This is a genomic window from Testudinibacter sp. P80/BLE/0925 (assembly GCF_053570785.1).
The window spans coordinates 1,826,015-1,843,051 of record NZ_CM131636.1; the positions used below are offsets into that span (position 1 = coordinate 1,826,015).

A 17,037-nucleotide genomic window follows, 5' to 3' on the forward strand; every position below is an offset into this window, starting at 1 on the left:
CGTTATTATCGCACCAATTTAGCTAAAGCGTGTAGTAGAGATGATGAAAAAGATAGAAATTTACACCGACGGATCTTGTTTGGGCAATCCCGGGCCGGGCGGAATCGGGGTGTTGCTACGTTATAAACAACATGAGAAAACCATTTCACAGGGCTATCGTTTAACCACCAATAACCGCATGGAGTTGTTGGCGGTGATCACGGCGTTGGAGAGTTTGACCGAAAATTGCGCGGTCATGTTGTCGAGCGATAGCCAGTATATGAAAAACGGCATTAACCAATGGATTCACAACTGGACACGCAATAATTGGCTAACCAGCAATAAAAAACCGGTGAAAAATCAGGATTTATGGCAACGCTTGGATCAGGCGATTCAACGCCATCAAATCGATTGGCGCTGGGTGAAAGGGCATGCCGGGCATACGGAGAACGAACGGGTTGATCAACTGGCGAAGCAAGGCGCGGAAAATCCGACCCAAGATGACGCCGGTTATCAACCGGATTAATCACCCGACCGCACTTTCGCTTCGGCATTGCTCAAGGCGTTGGCGGGGGAAAAAATCGGATTTTTAAAGCGCACCTTTTGCGGATTGAGCGACAGCGGAATGGTGCGTTTGCGTGCCACAATCACCGCCAGTTGTCCGCCGACGGTGCCAAAGTGCGGTAACGCGAGTGGTTTTACCAGCGTGTTATGCCGCACAATTTCAAATTCCAACAGCTCCAACCAATCCATTACGCGCCAGGTCAGATATTTACGCATTTGCCAGCGTTGCCCGACCGTACTTTTCTTTTCCAAATGGCGTTTCCACAGCAGCGAACTACACGGATTGAACAACGAAATAAACAGATAACCGTCATCGCTCAATACGCGCGCCACTTCACGCAGCAACTGGTGCGGATCTTGCGCAAAATTCAGGGTATTGGCGAGCAGACAGGCATCAAGCGCTTTTTCATAAAACGGCAAATGGGTGATTGAAGCCTGAATTGCAGAACGGCTTTCATCTGCGGTCGGCTTGACATCGGGAAAATCCGGATAAAGCAAAATATGCTGCTGATTCGGGGCGTACCAGTCCAATTCCGCACTCAAACCGCCGATTCTCAACACATGTTGTCCGTAAACTTTGGCGAACCAAGGTGCAAAGTAGTTATTGAGGGCTTGACAATAACGCTCACCTTGCTTTAATTGCTGCCAAGAGATAGGTAATTGCAGAGAATAGGGATATTTTGCACGCCACTTCATCAATCGTCACCAGATTTGTTTTAACGGAGAATAGCTATGTTAATACCATTACCCGCCCTAAATGACAACTATATTTGGTTGTATGCCGCTGAGAATGAGCCGGTGCTGATTGTTGATCCGGCTGAAGCCGCGCCGGTTTTGCGTTATTTGGCTGATCATCATTTAATACCGGCGGCGATTTTATTAACCCACGGGCATGCGGATCATATCGGCGGCGTGGCGGAATTAAAACAACACTATCCGCATTTGTCGGTTTACGGCTCGGATGAGGTGGCGGAGATCGCGACACAGGTGGTGAATCAGGGGGCGTTTGCGTGCGGACATTATCAGCTTGAGGTGATTCCGACTGCCGGGCATACCGCCAACCACATCAGCTTTGTGATCAACGGACACCTGTTTTGTGGCGACGCATTGTTTTCCGCCGGTTGCGGACGGGTCTTCACCGGCGATTACCAAGCGATGTTTGACGGGCTGCAACGTTTAAAAGCGTTGCCGGATGAGACGGTGGTTTGCGCCGCTCATGAATATACTTTGAGTAATTTACGTTTCGCATTGACGGTGATCGAGGATAAAAGTGCGGTCGAACAGCAGTTAAAACAAGTGGAAGCTTTAAGGGCGCAGGGCAAAGCGAGCTTGCCGACCACATTAGGCTTAGAGCGGAAAATTAATCCGTTTCTACAGGCAAAAACCGTAGACGAATTTATCCGCTTGCGCAAAGCGAAGGATAGCTTTTAGGAATTGAACCGCACTTTGGGTTAGATAAAGTGCGGTTATCTCGGCTTTGATTACGCCTTGTTTTCACTGTTGCCATTGCCTTTTTCATTCCACGGCGCAACCCAATACAGGCAGAGCATGCCGGGTACGGCAAGGAAGAAGCAGAACCAGAAATAGTCGTAGTAGCCGAAATAGTTGATTAACACGCCTGCCTGCGAGTTAAACAACGTACGCGGCAAGGCAGCCAAGCTGGTGAACAGCGCCAGTTGGGTCGCGGTGTAGAGCGGATTGGTTTCCCTCGCCATAAACGCCACAAACGCGGCGGTGCCCAGCCCGATACCGATATATTCGGCGGCAACCACAATCGTAAGAATCACTAATGCCTTGGTGGTGACGGTTTCAAAATATTCGTAAGATGCCAACCAAGCAAAACCGAGAATCGTGATAATTTGCACCAAGCCGAACAGCCACAGCGCACGGTTGATCCCGATTTTCAGCATGATAATGCCGCCGACAATACCGGCGATTAACATCGGCCAAACCGAGGCGTTTTTAACCACAATGCCAATGTGGCTGGTGCTGAACCCCATGTCCAGATAGAACGGCGTAATCAGCGCAGTTGCCATACTATCGCCCAGCTTATACAAAAAGATGAAGCCGAGAATGCCGATTGCGCCCCAAATCCCCTTACGGCTGAAAAATTCTTGGAAGGGTTTGACCACGGTATCGGTCAACGTGCGGTTTGCCGACAGATCGATTTTAGGTTCATAACTGAGAAACAGGGTCATCAAAATTCCCGGCAGCATGAAAAGTGCGGTAATGATAAACACCGTTGCCCAAGGCAGATAATCCGCCAAAATCAGCGACAATGATCCGGGGATGAATCCGGCAATCCGATAGGCATTGACATGAATCGAGTTGCCTAAGCCCAGTTCCTTATCGTCCAAAATTTCACGCCGATAGGCGTCTAACACGATATCTTGCGTGGCGGAAAAGAAGGCGACTAACGTTGCGGCGGCGGCAATCAGTCGTAATCCGCCGTGAGTTTGCGGATCGAGAAAACCAAACAGTGCCAACGAAACCAACAATAACAGTTGGGAGACAAACATCCAACCGCGGCGGCGCCCTAAAAACGGCGGTACAAAGCGGTCTAACAACGGCGACCATAAAAATTTCCAAGTATACGGCAAACCGGTCAAGGCAAAGAAACCGATCGTCGCCAGATCGACTTGCTGGGCGCGCAACCAGAGCGGGATCAGCGAGATTAAAATATACAGCGGCAGCCCGGAGCTAAAGCCGGTAAAAACGCAAATCAGCATTTTGCGGGTGAAAATTTGGGAAATTATGCTTTTTTGTTGTTCGGACATCATCAAGCCTCTAAATAAAAATGAACCGGCTAGCGCTTTGTCGATTCATTTGTTCGTTAACGGAACGGTTAATCGCGGTAGCCGTTCGGGTTATTTTTCTGCCAGTTCCAAGTATCTTTCATCATTTGTTCCAGCGAATATTGGGTTTTCCAGCCCAGTTCTTGCGCGGCTAAACTCGGATCGGAATAACAGGCGGCGATATCGCCCGGACGACGTTCGACCAATTTATACGGAATGGTGATACCGTTGGCTTGTTCAAAGGCTTTCACCATGTCTAACACGGAATAGCCGATACCGGTGCCTAAATTATAGATATGTAAACCGCTGTCGTTTTTGTGCTTGGCGAGGGCTTTCAAATGTCCCAGTGCCAAATCGACCACATGAATATAGTCACGCACGCCGGTGCCGTCCGGGGTGTTGTAGTCGCTGCCGAAAACCGAGAGTTGTTGTAATTTGCCGATTGCCACTTGGCTGATATACGGCAGTAAATTGTTCGGAATGCCATTTGGATCTTCACCGATCAAACCGCTTTTGTGCGCGCCGACCGGATTGAAATAGCGCAGAATGATCATGCTCCAGCGCGGATCGGTTTTTACCGTGTCGCTCAAAATCTGTTCGACCATCAATTTTGAGGTGCCGTAAGGATTGGTGGTGCCGCCGACTTTGCAATTTTCGGTAATCGGAATGACTTCCGGATCACCGTACACGGTGGCGGAGGAGCTGAACACAATATTAAACACGCCGGCTTTGCGCATTTCTTGCAGCAAATTGAGCGTGCCTTGTACGTTGCATTCATAGTATTCGATCGGTTTTTGTACGCTTTCGCCGACCGCTTTCAGCCCGGCAAAGTGGATAACCGAATCAATCTGATGGCGTTTGAAAATCCGTTGCAGCATTGCCGCGTCTAAAATATCGCCTTGATAAAAGTGCGGTTTTTTCCCGGTGATGGTTTCAACCCGTTGCAGCGATTTTTCAGAAGAGTTACACAGATTATCTAAAATCACCACCTCTTGATTATCATTTAACAGCTCAACCACGGTATGCGAACCGATATAGCCCGCACCGCCGGTAACTAAAATTGCCATAGTATGTCTCCTGAAGTGAAAAATAAGCAGGCTATAGTGTACGGCTTTTTAGAACGAATTTCATGTGCCAATCCGCAATTCCGTGTTTTATGAGCGAAAAAATTGAGATAGTGCAACATTTTTAGCAAAATCGTATGGGGGATATGCGATTATAAACCGTGATTGATAACTGCGATAATGAGAAAAGTGAACAACCGAGTATTCGGCTGCTCACGCGGTTTATCATCGTTTTGGCTTTTCGTTAGATCCTTGAATTAGGCTTCTGCCACGGTGAAGCGGCTGAATAAATGGTTTTTGCCTTCGACATCGTCGACAATGGCACAAGCCAAATCGGGCAGTGAGATATCGGCGAGTTGATCACCGCTGAATAACACCTCATCTTTGCCGGTGCGGTAGTTGCCGCTGCGGGTGTCGATGTCGCCCGAGAACGCGGCAGGTGGCGAGATAAACGCCCAATTGACATCGCGGCGATCTTGCAGATCTTTCAGCCAGTTACGCGCTGCGTTGGCGCCGTCATAGATTTCTTTCGGGAATTCCGGGGTGTCGATTAACTGCACACCCGGTGCGATATACAGGCTGCCTGCACCACCGACGATTAATAAGTAAGGCACGTTTGCAGATTTCGCCGCTTCAGTGATGGCTTTTGCGCCTTTTTCAAAATCTGCGCCTGCGTTCGGATTGGTCCAGCCACTGTTGAAGGCGCTGATAACCGTATCAAAGCCGATTAATTGTTCGGCAAAATCTGCCGCATTGACGTCGAAAGCGACGGCTTGGATATTATCCGCTTTTTTGACTTTTTCGACATTGCGCGCGAATGCGGTCACTTGATGTCCGCGTGCTGCGGCTTCTGCGATAATGCCACGCCCCACCGTGCCGGTAGCGCCGATAACTGCGATTTTCATAATGTTGTCCTCTAAATTAAATGTTGATCAATGAGTGAATAAAACGGCGTACCGTTTCGATGGAATGTAGTATATTCATTTTGAATTTAGTATAGAATGGTGATTTTAGAAAATATAACTTTCAAAAATGAGAGGATAAGATGGATCTGAATGCGGTCAGAATGTTTATTGCCGCCGCACAGGCAGGCAGTTTATCCGCTGCGGCGGAGAAAATCGGGGTGCCGTTGCCGACCTTAAGCCGCCGTATCAGTGATTTGGAACAATCGCTTAATATGCAGTTATTGCTGCGTTCCAAACAGGGGATTCAGCTGACCACCATTGGGCAACGGCTGTTCGACCAATCCTTTTACGGTATCGAAAGCCTGCTGGAAGCGGAGCGTACGGTGCGCAGCGATATGCAGCAGATGTACGGACGCTTGCGTTTATCGCTGCCGGACGGGTTTGAGTTTTGGGGCAAACTGCTGATCGACTTTCAACGCCGTTATCCGCATATTCAAATCAGCTGCCAATACACCGATATGCGACTGGATTTGATTGAAGACGGGATTGATGTGGCGCTGCGAATCGGCGCATTAGTGACGGATAAAGTAATCGCCAAACGCCGCGCCCCGATTCAAACGATGTTGGTTGCGAGCCAAGCCTTTATCGCCCGGCATGGTGCGCCGCAAACGGTTGCGGAGCTGCAAAATTTTGACCTTGCCGGCTGGCATTTCACTCACGGCAGCACCACACAATGGCAGTTAGACGGCAAAAACTATACGCCTAATCTTAAATTTGCCGCCAACAGTTTCCGCCAACTATTGGATTACACGCTAGCGGATATGGCAATTTGCGAACTGCCGGAATTCGTCACCAAGCCGTCTTTAGAACGCGGCGAATTGGTGCGGATTTTACCGCAGGTGGTTATGCCGCAGTTGCCGGTACACCAAATTTATACCGCTCACCGTCATCCTTCGGCAATTGTGCGGGTGTATTTGGATTTCTGCGATACTTGGTTGGTGCAAAATCAATAAGCCAAAGTGCGGTAGTGGGACACCCGGTTATTATTCTGCGCATAAATTGAATATTTTTCGCGATATCACAAGGGATTCGATAGATTGTCAACAACGGCTCGGGTAAAATAGGGCGCTTTTTATTTTATCTTTCTTTTCTTTTTGATTAACGTTTAGGAACAAAACTATGACAACGCAAAGTCCTTTATTGGAAAAACGCTTCTCGCTCAGTGCCAGAGGCAGCAATCTGCGCCAAGAGCTGATCGCCGGGTTAACCACCTTTTTGGCGATGGTGTATTCGGTGATCGTGGTGCCGAGTATGTTGAGTGACGCAGGCTTTCCGCCGGAATCGGTTTTTATCGCCACCTGTTTGGTCGCCGGTTTAGGCTCGATTTTAATCGGGTTATGGGCGAATGCGCCGATGGCAATCGGCTGTGCGATTTCATTAACCGCATTTACCGCCTACAGCTTGGTGATCGGGCAGCAAGTCAGTATTCCGGTGGCGCTGGGTGCGGTCTTTTTAATGGGCGTGGCGTTCACGCTGATCTCCGTCACCGGCATTCGCTCTTGGATTTTGCGTAACTTACCGAGCAGCATTGCCCACGGTGCCGGGATCGGAATCGGCTTGTTTTTATTACTGATCGCGGCGAATAATGTCGGTTTGGTGGTGAGCAATCCTGCCGGCTTACCGGTCAAAATGGGCGAGTTCACCTCGTTTCCGGTGATGATGTCGTTGTTAGGCTTGGCGGTGATTGTCGGTTTAGAACGTTTGCAGGTCAAAGGCGGCATTTTACTGGTGATTATTGTGATTACCTTAATCGGCTTGGCGGCTGATCCGAATGTGAGCTTCAACGGTAAAATTTTCCAAATGCCGACGTTCGGTGAAAATTCGTTGGTATTTAGCTTAGATATTATGGGCGCGTTGCAACCGGCGATTCTGCCGATTGTGTTCGCCTTAGTGATGACCGCTATTTTCGACGCAACCGGCACAATCCGCGCTGTTGCCGGACAAGCCGATTTATTAGACAAAGACGGACAAATCATCAACGGCGGCAAAGCCTTAACTTCCGATTCGGTCAGCAGCATGATGTCCGGTTTATTCGGCACTGCCCCGGCGGCGGTGTATATCGAGTCGGCGGCGGGCACTGCGGCAGGCGGCAAAACCGGGATCACGGCGATTGTGGTCGGCGTGTTGTTCCTGTTTATGCTGTTCCTGCAACCGTTGGCTTTTTTAGTGCCGAGCTATGCCACCGCACCGGCGTTGATGTATGTCGGTTTACTGATGTTGAGTAATGTCAGCAAATTGGATTTCAACGATTTTGTCGGCGCAATGAGCGGCTTAATCTGCGCGGTGTTTATCGTGCTGACCGCCAATATTGTTACCGGTATTATGTTGGGCTTTGCGTCGTTGGTGATTGGGCGTATCGTTTCCGGTGAAATCCAAAAATTAAACCTCGGTACGATTATTATTGCCGTGATTCTGGTCGGCTTCTACGCCGGTGGTTGGGCGATTTAACCTTTAACTTATCGTAAAGTACTCACCGCACTTGCAGCTGATCTGCCCCCAAAAAGTTGGACTACTTAATGAACGGATTGAGTTCGATATTGTATCGGGCTTAATCCTTTTAATCCTGTTGTTTAATAAAAACGCCCAATCCCGCCATCAGTTCATCGCCATAAAACACCAACGGCGTGCGTTGCCGTTGCCATGGCGGAATGCCGGCTTGTTGCCAAATTTTTTTAATATCTTGATTGGCTCGGTTCGGGCTTAACCGCACTTTACCGGCATAGCGAAAACGGAGTTGAATATTTTCATTATTGTTAGGTAAAGGCAGAGAAAAAATACGCTCCGCATGTTGTTGCCAAATCACATTCAGCCTGTCTGCTTGCGGCACAAACCGCACTTCGCCTAAGTCGTCGGGTAAGCGAATGTTTTGATCGAATGTAACTTCAATAATAAGCGATGAAAGATCGGCGTACGCTTCGGTTAAATATAAACGTTGTTGATAACGGCGGATAATCCGTTCACCCAATGCAAGCTGCGGCCGGCAGTCGTGGCGGGCGAAAATCAGCTGTTCGATCAGTTGATCCAATTGCCGTTGCGACGGCATGGCAACCGCACTTTGGCTGAGCCATAAACGCAATAACGCATTTTGTTTCGGACGAGAATACTCGGCGAACTGGCAAATATTGAAAGTGCGGTTTTGCGGGCAATATAACTGTTCAAACAGCGGTTGTAATAATTCTTCGATGAGTTGTTGCTGCTCGTAACAATGTTGCGCCGAACGTTGTAAAGTGCGGTCAATCGCCGCCCAGCGTTGGCGCAGTTCCGGCAGAATGCGGTTGCGCAGGAAGTTGCGATCATAGCGGTTATCTTGGTTGCTTTCGTCTTCGATCCACGTCAGATGTTGCGTTGCAACATACTGTGCCAATTGTTCACGGGAGTAGGGCAGCAATGGGCGGAAAATCGGCATTTGCCACAGTTCAGACCGCACTTGCATTGCCGCCAAGCCTTTGACTCCGCTGCCGCGTTTTAGCGCAAGCAACAGGGTTTCGCTTTGATCATTGAGGTGGTGCGCGGTGACCAAAATTTCATTATCGTTTAAATGGTGTTTAAACGCCTGATAACGTGCCTCGCGTGCGGCATCTTCCGGACTTTTTTTCGGGTCTAACCGCACTTTTTCGATCATCAACGGAATGTGAAACTGTTCAGATTGCTGCTGACAATGCTGCGCCCAGTGATCGGCATTGGGGCTTAAGCCGTGGTGAATATGAACTGCACGCAGTCGGAGTTGCGGCAGTTGTTGTTTCAGTTGGGCAAACAGCGATAAAAGTGCGGTCGAATCAAGCCCACCGCTATACGCCAACAAAAACGCGGCGTGCGTCAGCCCTTGCTGCTGCAACGTGTGGTGGAGATTGGAGAGGAGGTCTGACATACTTTATTTCTCGCTCGTATGTGGCGATTTGTTTTAAATTTCCCTTCTGCGGTGCCTGAGCGTGTATGAAATTTGTAGGGAAATTTTTCTTGTGTTTGAGGAGCGTAGCGACGAGTCTTAAAAATTTTCCGTTAAGCAAATTCATACTAAGCGAAGATCAGCACCGCAATAGGGTCGCTTTCTTTTGCTTCCTTTTCTTTGGCGAAACAAAGAAAAGGAAGTCGCCATCGGCGAAACCCGATAGTTATGTTTAATTGAATGAGATTAGTCTGAAACTAACCAATCTTAACCGCTTTATACTGGCTTTGCGGTTGCATAATCAAATGGCGGGCGGCGACGATTTGCAATTCGTATTTACCGCTTTGTTGCGTCACGCTCATCACATCATTCACCGCATTGGCGGTGTGTTCGAACGCCTCTAAATCCGATTTGCCGTTTAACAAATTCGCCAAGAACACTCCGCTGGTTAAATCGCCCACCCCGACCGGATCGCGTCCGGCAAATTCATGCAGCGGACGGCTGATGTGCCAAATGCCGTCTTGGGTTGCCAGCACCATTTCAAATTGATTGGCGTCTTTGCCGACTTTGCTTAAGTGCTTCACCAGCACTTTTTTCACGCCTTTTGCCAACAGATATTTAATCGCCTCAAGCGCGTGATCGAAATTTTCCACGCTTAAACCGCTCAACTCGCGCAATTCCACTAAATTCGGCGCAAGCAAATCCGCCGCAGGCAGGGCGTGTTCGACCAAGAATTCCGCTACGCCCGGGGCGACGATACAGCCTTTGTCAGGGTGTCCCATCACCGGATCACAAAAATAGATCGCATTCGGATTTAACGCTTTAATCCGTTTGACCGTATTCAGGATTTCTTGCCCCTGCTCGGCGGCGCCGATGTAACCGGAAAGAATGGCGTCGCATTCGTGCAAGGCGTCAATTTCTGCGATTCCTTGGGTGATTTCGGCGATTTGCTCTTTCGGAATCACCATGCCTTTCCATTTTTGATATTGGGTGTGGTTGGAAAATTGTACGGTGTTTAAAGGCCAAACATCAACCCCTAACAGTTGCATTGGCAACACCGCCGCTTTATTGCCGGCATAACCGTAAACAACATGGGACTGAATGGATAAAACGTTTTTCATTGGGTAACCTTTGATAAATAAAGAGAAAAGATAATTGGAAACATGAAGTTAATTTCAGTCAAAACATTCAGCAAGGTCTCTGGGATACAGCACTGTGAATAACAGCCAACACGACAACCTCATTCGCTTCATAACGATATACAACCCGATATTTTTCAGGGTAGATTTCGCTTGTACCGTCAGGTGGTGGTTTTCCCATTTGAGGAAACGGCGTTAGATTTTCAATGCTGTTATAGATTTTCTGTACAAGCTCAATCGCCGTTCGCATATTGGCGCGTTCAGTTAAATCATAAACGATATTATTCAAGTCATTTTGAGCTGAAATTGTATAGATAATTTTAGGCTGCAAGGCAACCTGCCTTTTCAGCCTTTAATGCGGTTTCAATGAGAGAACGATAGACTTCTTCAGAATCAACGACACGTCCGTTCTTGCAATCTTCAAGTGCTTTAGCTACTTTTTCATCACGGAATTTTTTATATTCAGCAGTCATATTTTCCATAAATTCCTCTCGTTAGCATTGCTATTTTGTTTCAATTAACATACTACAACGTAGCAGAATTGCAATCTTTCGTTCTCAATATTGCGTTAGATTTAACAATAGCCATAGCTCATCAACCGTTGATAACGGCGATCTAACAGCGATTTTTGATCTAGCACCTCGAGATCTTGCAGATCGTTTAACAAGCGTTGTTTTAACTTTTCCGCCATTAATTCTATATTACGGTGTGCGCCGCCGAGTGGTTCATCAATAATATTGTCGATTAATTTTAATTCTTTCAGCCGTTTCGCCGTAATGCCCATGGCTTCGGCGGCAAGTGAGGCTTTATCCGCGCTTTTCCACAAAATTGAGGCGCAGCCTTCAGGGGAAATAACGGAATAGGTGCTGTATTGCAACATATTCACTTTATCGCCGACACCGATTGCCAACGCACCGCCGGAACCGCCTTCGCCGATCACGGTACAGATAACCGGTACTTTTAAGGTGGACATTTCGCGCAGGTTGCGTGCAATCGCTTCCGATTGACCGCGTTCTTCCGCGCCCACGCCCGGATAGGCGCCCGGGGTGTCGATAAAGGTGATGATCGGCATTTTGAAACGTTCGGCAAGTTGCATTAAACGCAGGGCTTTGCGATAGCCTTCCGGCGCCGGCATGCCGAAATTACGTTTTACTTTGTCTTTTACGCTGCGCCCTTTTTGGTGTCCGATAATCATCACCGGTTTGCCGTCCAAACGGGCAATCCCGCCGACAATCGCTTTATCGTCGGCAAACGCACGGTCGCCGGCAAGCTCTTCAAAATCGGTAAAAATCCGCTCGATATAATCTAAGGTATAAGGGCGTTGCGGGTGGCGCGCCATTTTCGATACCTGCCACGGATCAAGGTTGGCAAAGGTTTTCTTGGTTAATTCTTCGCTTTTTTTGCGCAGCCGTTTGATTTCGTCATCAAGATTGATTTTGTCATCTTGTTGGGTAACGGAACGCAAAGATTCAATCTTGGCTTCCAGTTCGGCAATCGGTAATTCAAAATCTAAAAATTCTTGGCTCATGCGTATTCCTGCTTGGTCAATAAAGATATTTTTATGCTAATAATATCGTATTTTAAGCTATTTCTACACCTATGGCTAAATTTTATTTTCCCAATGTAACGAATCAAATTATTCAAACTCCAATTCAACCTGATCTTCGCCTAACATGCCGCTGAGCTGTTCCAGCAGATTATCGTGCGGTTGAATCCGCCATTGCGTGCCGAGTTTCAGCAGTGCGCGCCCTTGCGGACTTTGGTAATAAATATGCACCGGCATTACGCCGCCGCTGTAAGGTTCAAGGATTTGCTTAAATTCGCGGATAAAGTGCGGTGTGATTTGCTCTTGCGTCAGGCAAATTGCCAGACTTTTGGCGTAGCGGCTGCGTGCCTGATCGAGCGGCAGCAGTTCGCGCACGTTCATTTTCAAGCCTTGGGTGAAATCATCGTGGCTGACTTGCCCGCTGACGATCACGATTTGATCTTTTTCCAGATAGTCGGCGTAATTTTGCAGTGCGTCGCTAAACAGCGTGGCATCAAGCCGACCGGAACGGTCATCGAGGGTGATAATGCCTAAGCGGTTGCCTTTTTTGGTGATCGCGATACGTGAGCTGACGATCAAACCGCAGGCGGTGCTGATTTGTCCGCGGAAATTCGGTTGCAGCTCGTTAATGCGGTGCGAGCTGTAGTGCGACAGTTCTTTCAGATAACGGCTGATCGGGTGGCTGCTGAGATACAATCCTAGTGTTTCGCGTTCACCGTCCAAAATGGTTTTTTCCGACCACTTCGGCGTGTTGGCATACGCAATTTCCACTGCTTCAGGCGCTTGGGTCAGCACGCCGAACATATCGGCTTGCCCGATCGCTTCGTCTTTGGCGTGTTGATCCGAGGCCTTCAGCGCGTCTTGCAGGTTTTTTGCCAACGCGGCGCGGTGCGGTCCTAATTTGTCAAAGGCGCCGGACATAATCAGGCTGTCAAAGGTACGTTTGTTGATTTTTTTCAGATCAACCCGGGCGCACAGATCGAATAGATCTTTAAAGCGGCCGCCTTGGTTACGCGCTTCGATAATTGCGCTAATAGGACCTTCGCCCACCCCTTTGATAGCGCCGATCCCATAGACGATTTCACCTTTTTCATTCACGCTGAAGCGGTGGTTGCCATTGTTAATGTCCGGCGGGGTGACAGTTAAGCCCATATGCAAACATTCGTCGTATAAACCAACGATTTTATCGGTATTGTCCATTTCCGAGGTCATCACCGCCGCCATAAATTCGGCAGGATAGTGCGCTTTCAACCATAGGGTTTGATAGGACACCAAGGCATAAGCGGCGGAGTGGGATTTGTTAAAACCGTAACCGGCGAATTTTTCCACTAAGTCGAAAATTTTCATCGACAGTTCGCCGTCCACGCCGTTTTTAATCGCCCCTTCTTCAAACACCGAGCGCTGTTTCGCCATCTCTTCCGGTTTCTTTTTACCCATGGCACGACGCAGTAAATCCGCACCGCCCAAGGTATAACCGGCAAGAACTTGCGCAATCTGCATGACTTGCTCTTGATACAGAATAATGCCGTAGGTCGGCTCTAAAATCGGCTTCAATGAGTCGTGTTGATATTCGGCGTCAGGGTAAGAAATTTCTTCTTCACCGTGTTTGCGTCGGATGAAGTTGTCCACCATGCCCGATTGTAACGGACCGGGGCGGAACAGGGCTACCAAGGCGATAATATCTTCAAAACAGTCGGGTTTGAGGCGTTTAATCAAGTCTTTCATGCCGCGCGATTCGAGCTGGAATACGGCGGTGGTTTCCGCTTTCAGCAGCAATTCAAACGCTTTCGGATCGTCCAGCGGAATGCGTTCGATATTGACCGGCGGCTGATTTTCTTTGGTGAGGCGGGCGTTAATCATATCCACCGCCCATTTGATAATCGTCAGCGTGCGCAAGCCCAAGAAGTCAAACTTCACCAAACCGGCGTATTCGACATCGTTTTTATCGAAGTGGGTAACCGGGTGCAAGCCTTCGGGATCGCAATATAACGGCGAAAAATCAGTAATTAAGGTGGGCGAGATCACCACGCCACCGGCGTGTTTACCGGCGTTACGTGTCACCCCTTCCAGTTGGCGCGCCATGTCGATCAGGGCTTTGACTTCCTCGTCGCTGTTGTAAATTTGATCGAGCATTGGCTCTTCTTCAAAGGCTTTGGCAAGGGTCATGCCCGGCGTAGGCGGAATTAATTTAGAGATCCGATCAACAAAACCGTAAGGGTGGCTGAGCACCCGCCCGACATCGCGGATAACCGCTTTTGCCGCCATGGTGCCGAAGGTGATGATTTGCGACACCGCACCGCGACCGTACATTTCGGCAACGTGTTCGATCACCAGATCGCGCCCGTCCATACAGAAATCGACGTCAAAATCGGGCATGGAAACCCGTTCCGGATTAAGGAAACGCTCGAACAGCAGATCGAATTCCAACGGATCGAGGTCGGTAATTTTCAGCGCATATGCCACCAACGAACCCGCACCGGAACCGCGCCCCGGTCCGACCGGAATATCATTGTCTTTCGACCATTGGATAAATTCCATTACGATTAAGAAGTAACCGGGGAAGCCCATTTGGTTAATCACATCGAGTTCGATTTTTAGCCGTTCGTCATATTCCGGGCGGCGCTGTTTACGGATTTCTTCATCAGGAAACAGGGTTAACAACCGCTCTTCCAAACCTTCTTCGGAACGTTTGACCAGATAATCTTCGGTGCTGAGGTCGCCGGTCGGAAATTGCGGCAGAAAATATTCGCCCAAACGAATGGTGACGTTACAGCGTTGTGCAATCAGCAGCGTATTTTCAATCGCTTGCGGAATGTCATGGAACAGATTGCACATTTCCTGTTCGCTGCGGAAATATTGCTGTTCGCTGTAACGTTGCGGGCGTTTCGGATCATCCAGCGTGAAACTGTCGTGAATCGCAACCCGAATTTCGTGCGCCTCAAAATCTTCGGCTTTTAGAAAACAGACCTCATTGGTGGCGACCACGGGCAACAGCTGCTGCTGCGCCAGCGGCAGAACGTGCTGAATATAGCGTTCTTCGTCTTGCCGCCCGGTGCGGGTCAGGCTGAGGTAATAATGATCGGCAAAATACTGCTGATAAAAGGCAAGTGCGGTCTGAACATTGTCGGGTTGCTGTTTTAACAGGAATTTACCGACATCGCCGTTGCGGCCGCCGGATAAAATAATAATCCCGTTGCGGTGTTCTACCAGCCAATCCTGTTCGAGAATCGGTTTGTCCAGATAGCCGCGTTGATATGCCTTGGAAATCAGTAAAGTGATATTTTTATAACCGTCGTTATTTTTTGCCAGCAATGTCAGCGAAAACGGCTCGTCGCCGCTCAGTTCGCTGTGCACCAACACATCGACGCCGATAATCGGCTTCACGCCCGACGACAACGCCTCGCCGTAAAAACGTACCAAGCCGCAAAAGTTACTAAAATCGGTCAGTGCCATTGCCACCATTTGCTCGGCGGCACAGGCTTTGACCAACGGTTTGACTTTCGCCAAACCGTCGATCATCGAAAAATCACTGTGTACTTGCAAATGTACAAAACGCGGCGGCACAAGTTGTTGTGCCGCGGGCTCATTTTGGGTTATATGCTCTGTCATATGGTTGAATAAATCTAGTGAGACAAGTAAGCATTCAGATCGTCGTTTTTACGTGCGCGGCTTTCGGCGTTCGGGCGCAAATAATCTTCTTTATTCGGATCCACTTTTTTGGCTTGCTGGATCATTTTTTCAATCGTCATGCCTTGTACTAAAATCGAGAACATCACCACCGCATAGGTCATCACCAAAATCACATCGCGCACGTCCATACCGTCGATTATCGCGGTTTGCGCCGGAATTGACAACGCCATTGCCAGTGCCAGACCGCCGCGTAAGCCGCCCCAGGTCATGATTTTCAAGGTGTACGGATTATAGGTTCTGAAGCGCGTAAATACGGTATAAGGAATCAACAGGCTGATATAGCGTGCCGCCAAACAAATTGGAATGGCAAGCAGCATAAGGATAAAACTCTGCCAAGAAACATTAATCAACAATAATGCCAAACCGATTAACAGGAACAGCAGGGAGTTAAGGAAATGGTCGATCATTTCCCAAAAGTGATCCAGATAACGCTGGCTTTGTTCGGAAAAGCCTTTGCTGCGCGTCCAGTTGCCGACCATAATGCCGGACACCACCATTGCCAAGGCACCGGAAACGCCTAACGTGTTGGCAAGGATAAAACCGGCGGTCGGAATGGTCAGGGTGAGCAAAATTTCCATGCTGCCGTCATCGGTGGCGGAAATCAGCAAATGTGCCGCAAAGCCGAGCAGAAAACCAAAAATAATTCCACCGCCCGCTTCATGTACGAACAGTTCGACAATCCCGCCAACCGTCGGCTCACCGCCGCCGAAAGCAACGGTCAGGATGGTGATGAAAACAACTAAGCCGACGCCGTCGTTAAACAACGATTCCCCTTCAACTTGCATGGACAAGCGTTTTGGCGCACGCAGATTCTTGATAATTGCCAATACCGCAATCGGGTCAGTCGGGGAAATCAATGAACCGAATAACAGGCAGTAAATAAACGCAATCGGCAGTCCGATTAATTGGGCGCAGAGATAAATCAATACACCGATAATAAAGGTGGAGGCAAGGGTCGAAAACAACGCAAATACCGTAATTTCCCATTTCTGATCTTTCAGAATCGGCAATTTAATCCCCAGTGCGCCGGCGAACAGCAGAAACCCTAAAATCCCGTTTAATAAAAAACTTTTAAAATCAATTTGTTGCATAATGCCTAAGGCGAAGTTTTCAATGCTAAACCAGCCCAGCTTGCCACTGACCAATAAAAACAACGAACCGACCATTGCCGCCGCACTGATTGCAATGGTCGATTGAATGCGATGGCTGATTTTATGGGTGACAAAGCCGATTAAAATCGACAAAGCGGAAAGCAGGCAGATGTAGGTATAAATACCCATATTAAAACCTCTGGCAAAAGAAAAAGGGTTGCCGCCGAATCAGGCGAAAGTAGTGCAAATTAAAACAATTCAGCGATCAGATGTAAAGTGTTATATTGTAGCCATCCGAGATTTTTACTGACCGATAAC

The 17,037-nt window shown here is 48.6% G+C and carries 15 protein-coding genes; 4 read left to right on the forward strand and 11 right to left on the reverse strand.

Annotated elements, in window-relative coordinates:
• Positions 1 to 40 precede the first annotated feature (40 nt).
• Positions 41 to 505 (forward strand): ribonuclease HI, encoded by a 465-nt coding sequence (rnhA, locus tag ACWA5Z_RS08850; RefSeq protein WP_431051540.1) that lies wholly within the window; start codon positions 41 to 43, stop codon positions 503 to 505.
• On the opposite strand, the gene ACWA5Z_RS08855 is transcribed toward rnhA, so the two are convergent.
• On the reverse strand, positions 502 to 1,239 hold the full coding sequence (locus tag ACWA5Z_RS08855; RefSeq protein WP_431051542.1) for a class I SAM-dependent methyltransferase: 738 nt from the start codon (positions 1,237 to 1,239) through the stop codon (positions 502 to 504). The two genes, rnhA and ACWA5Z_RS08855, sit on opposite strands and share 4 nt — an antisense overlap.
• 36 nt (positions 1,240 to 1,275) lie before the next feature.
• Here ACWA5Z_RS08855 and gloB point away from each other — a divergent pair, with 36 nt between their 5' ends.
• On the forward strand, positions 1,276 to 1,974 hold the full coding sequence (gene gloB / locus ACWA5Z_RS08860) for a hydroxyacylglutathione hydrolase (protein WP_431051544.1): 699 nt from the start codon (positions 1,276 to 1,278) through the stop codon (positions 1,972 to 1,974).
• Between the two features lie 50 nt (positions 1,975 to 2,024).
• On the opposite strand, the gene ACWA5Z_RS08865 is transcribed toward gloB, so the two are convergent.
• The 3 genes from ACWA5Z_RS08865 to ACWA5Z_RS08875 all read right to left on the reverse strand — a co-directional run bounded on the left by ACWA5Z_RS08865 (position 2,025) and on the right by ACWA5Z_RS08875 (position 5,307).
• Positions 2,025 to 3,320 (reverse strand): AmpG family muropeptide MFS transporter, encoded by a 1,296-nt coding sequence (locus ACWA5Z_RS08865; protein ID WP_431054324.1) that lies wholly within the window; start codon positions 3,318 to 3,320, stop codon positions 2,025 to 2,027.
• A gap of 68 nt (positions 3,321 to 3,388) precedes the next feature.
• On the reverse strand, positions 3,389 to 4,405 hold the full coding sequence (galE, locus tag ACWA5Z_RS08870) for a UDP-glucose 4-epimerase GalE (RefSeq protein WP_431051546.1): 1,017 nt from the start codon (positions 4,403 to 4,405) through the stop codon (positions 3,389 to 3,391).
• 254 nt (positions 4,406 to 4,659) lie between these two features.
• Positions 4,660 to 5,307 (reverse strand): NAD(P)-dependent oxidoreductase, encoded by a 648-nt coding sequence (locus ACWA5Z_RS08875; RefSeq protein WP_431051548.1) that lies wholly within the window; start codon positions 5,305 to 5,307, stop codon positions 4,660 to 4,662.
• 140 nt (positions 5,308 to 5,447) lie between these two features.
• Between ACWA5Z_RS08875 and ACWA5Z_RS08880 the strand changes: the two genes are divergently transcribed.
• Together ACWA5Z_RS08880 and ACWA5Z_RS08885 are read left to right on the forward strand one after the other, a co-directional pair.
• Entirely contained in the window at positions 5,448 to 6,320 is an 873-nt protein-coding gene (locus tag ACWA5Z_RS08880) for a LysR family transcriptional regulator (protein ID WP_431051550.1), read from the forward strand.
• A gap of 166 nt (positions 6,321 to 6,486) precedes the next feature.
• The gene (locus ACWA5Z_RS08885; RefSeq protein WP_431051551.1) at positions 6,487 to 7,815 is read left to right on the forward strand and encodes an NCS2 family permease; all 1,329 of its coding nucleotides are present in this window, start codon (positions 6,487 to 6,489) and stop codon (positions 7,813 to 7,815) included.
• A 109-nt stretch (positions 7,816 to 7,924) separates the two neighbouring features.
• Here the strand turns inward: ACWA5Z_RS08885 and tilS are convergent, their stop codons facing one another.
• The 7 genes from tilS to ACWA5Z_RS08920 all read right to left on the reverse strand — a co-directional run bounded on the left by tilS (position 7,925) and on the right by ACWA5Z_RS08920 (position 16,908).
• Positions 7,925 to 9,235, reverse strand: coding sequence for a tRNA lysidine(34) synthetase TilS (gene tilS, locus ACWA5Z_RS08890; RefSeq protein WP_431051553.1), 1,311 nt, complete (start codon positions 9,233 to 9,235; stop codon positions 7,925 to 7,927).
• 275 nt (positions 9,236 to 9,510) lie between these two features.
• A complete protein-coding gene (pdxY, locus tag ACWA5Z_RS08895; RefSeq protein WP_431051554.1) occupies positions 9,511 to 10,374 on the reverse strand; it encodes a pyridoxal kinase PdxY in 864 nt (287 codons plus the stop codon).
• Between the two features lie 67 nt (positions 10,375 to 10,441).
• On the reverse strand, positions 10,442 to 10,723 hold the full coding sequence (locus ACWA5Z_RS08900; protein ID WP_431051556.1) for a type II toxin-antitoxin system RelE/ParE family toxin: 282 nt from the start codon (positions 10,721 to 10,723) through the stop codon (positions 10,442 to 10,444).
• Positions 10,713 to 10,874, reverse strand: a complete 162-nt coding sequence (locus ACWA5Z_RS08905; protein ID WP_431051558.1) for a hypothetical protein — start codon at positions 10,872 to 10,874, stop codon at positions 10,713 to 10,715. Before ACWA5Z_RS08905 ends, ACWA5Z_RS08900 begins: the two co-directional genes overlap by 11 nt.
• Positions 10,875 to 10,966: 92 nt before the next feature.
• Entirely contained in the window at positions 10,967 to 11,920 is a 954-nt protein-coding gene (accA, locus tag ACWA5Z_RS08910) for an acetyl-CoA carboxylase carboxyl transferase subunit alpha (RefSeq protein WP_431051559.1), read from the reverse strand.
• 108 nt (positions 11,921 to 12,028) lie between these two features.
• On the reverse strand, positions 12,029 to 15,547 hold the full coding sequence (gene dnaE / locus ACWA5Z_RS08915; RefSeq protein ID WP_431051561.1) for a DNA polymerase III subunit alpha: 3,519 nt from the start codon (positions 15,545 to 15,547) through the stop codon (positions 12,029 to 12,031).
• 14 nt (positions 15,548 to 15,561) lie between these two features.
• Positions 15,562 to 16,908 (reverse strand): cation:proton antiporter, encoded by a 1,347-nt coding sequence (locus tag ACWA5Z_RS08920; RefSeq protein ID WP_431051563.1) that lies wholly within the window; start codon positions 16,906 to 16,908, stop codon positions 15,562 to 15,564.
• Positions 16,909 to 17,037 lie beyond the last annotated feature (129 nt).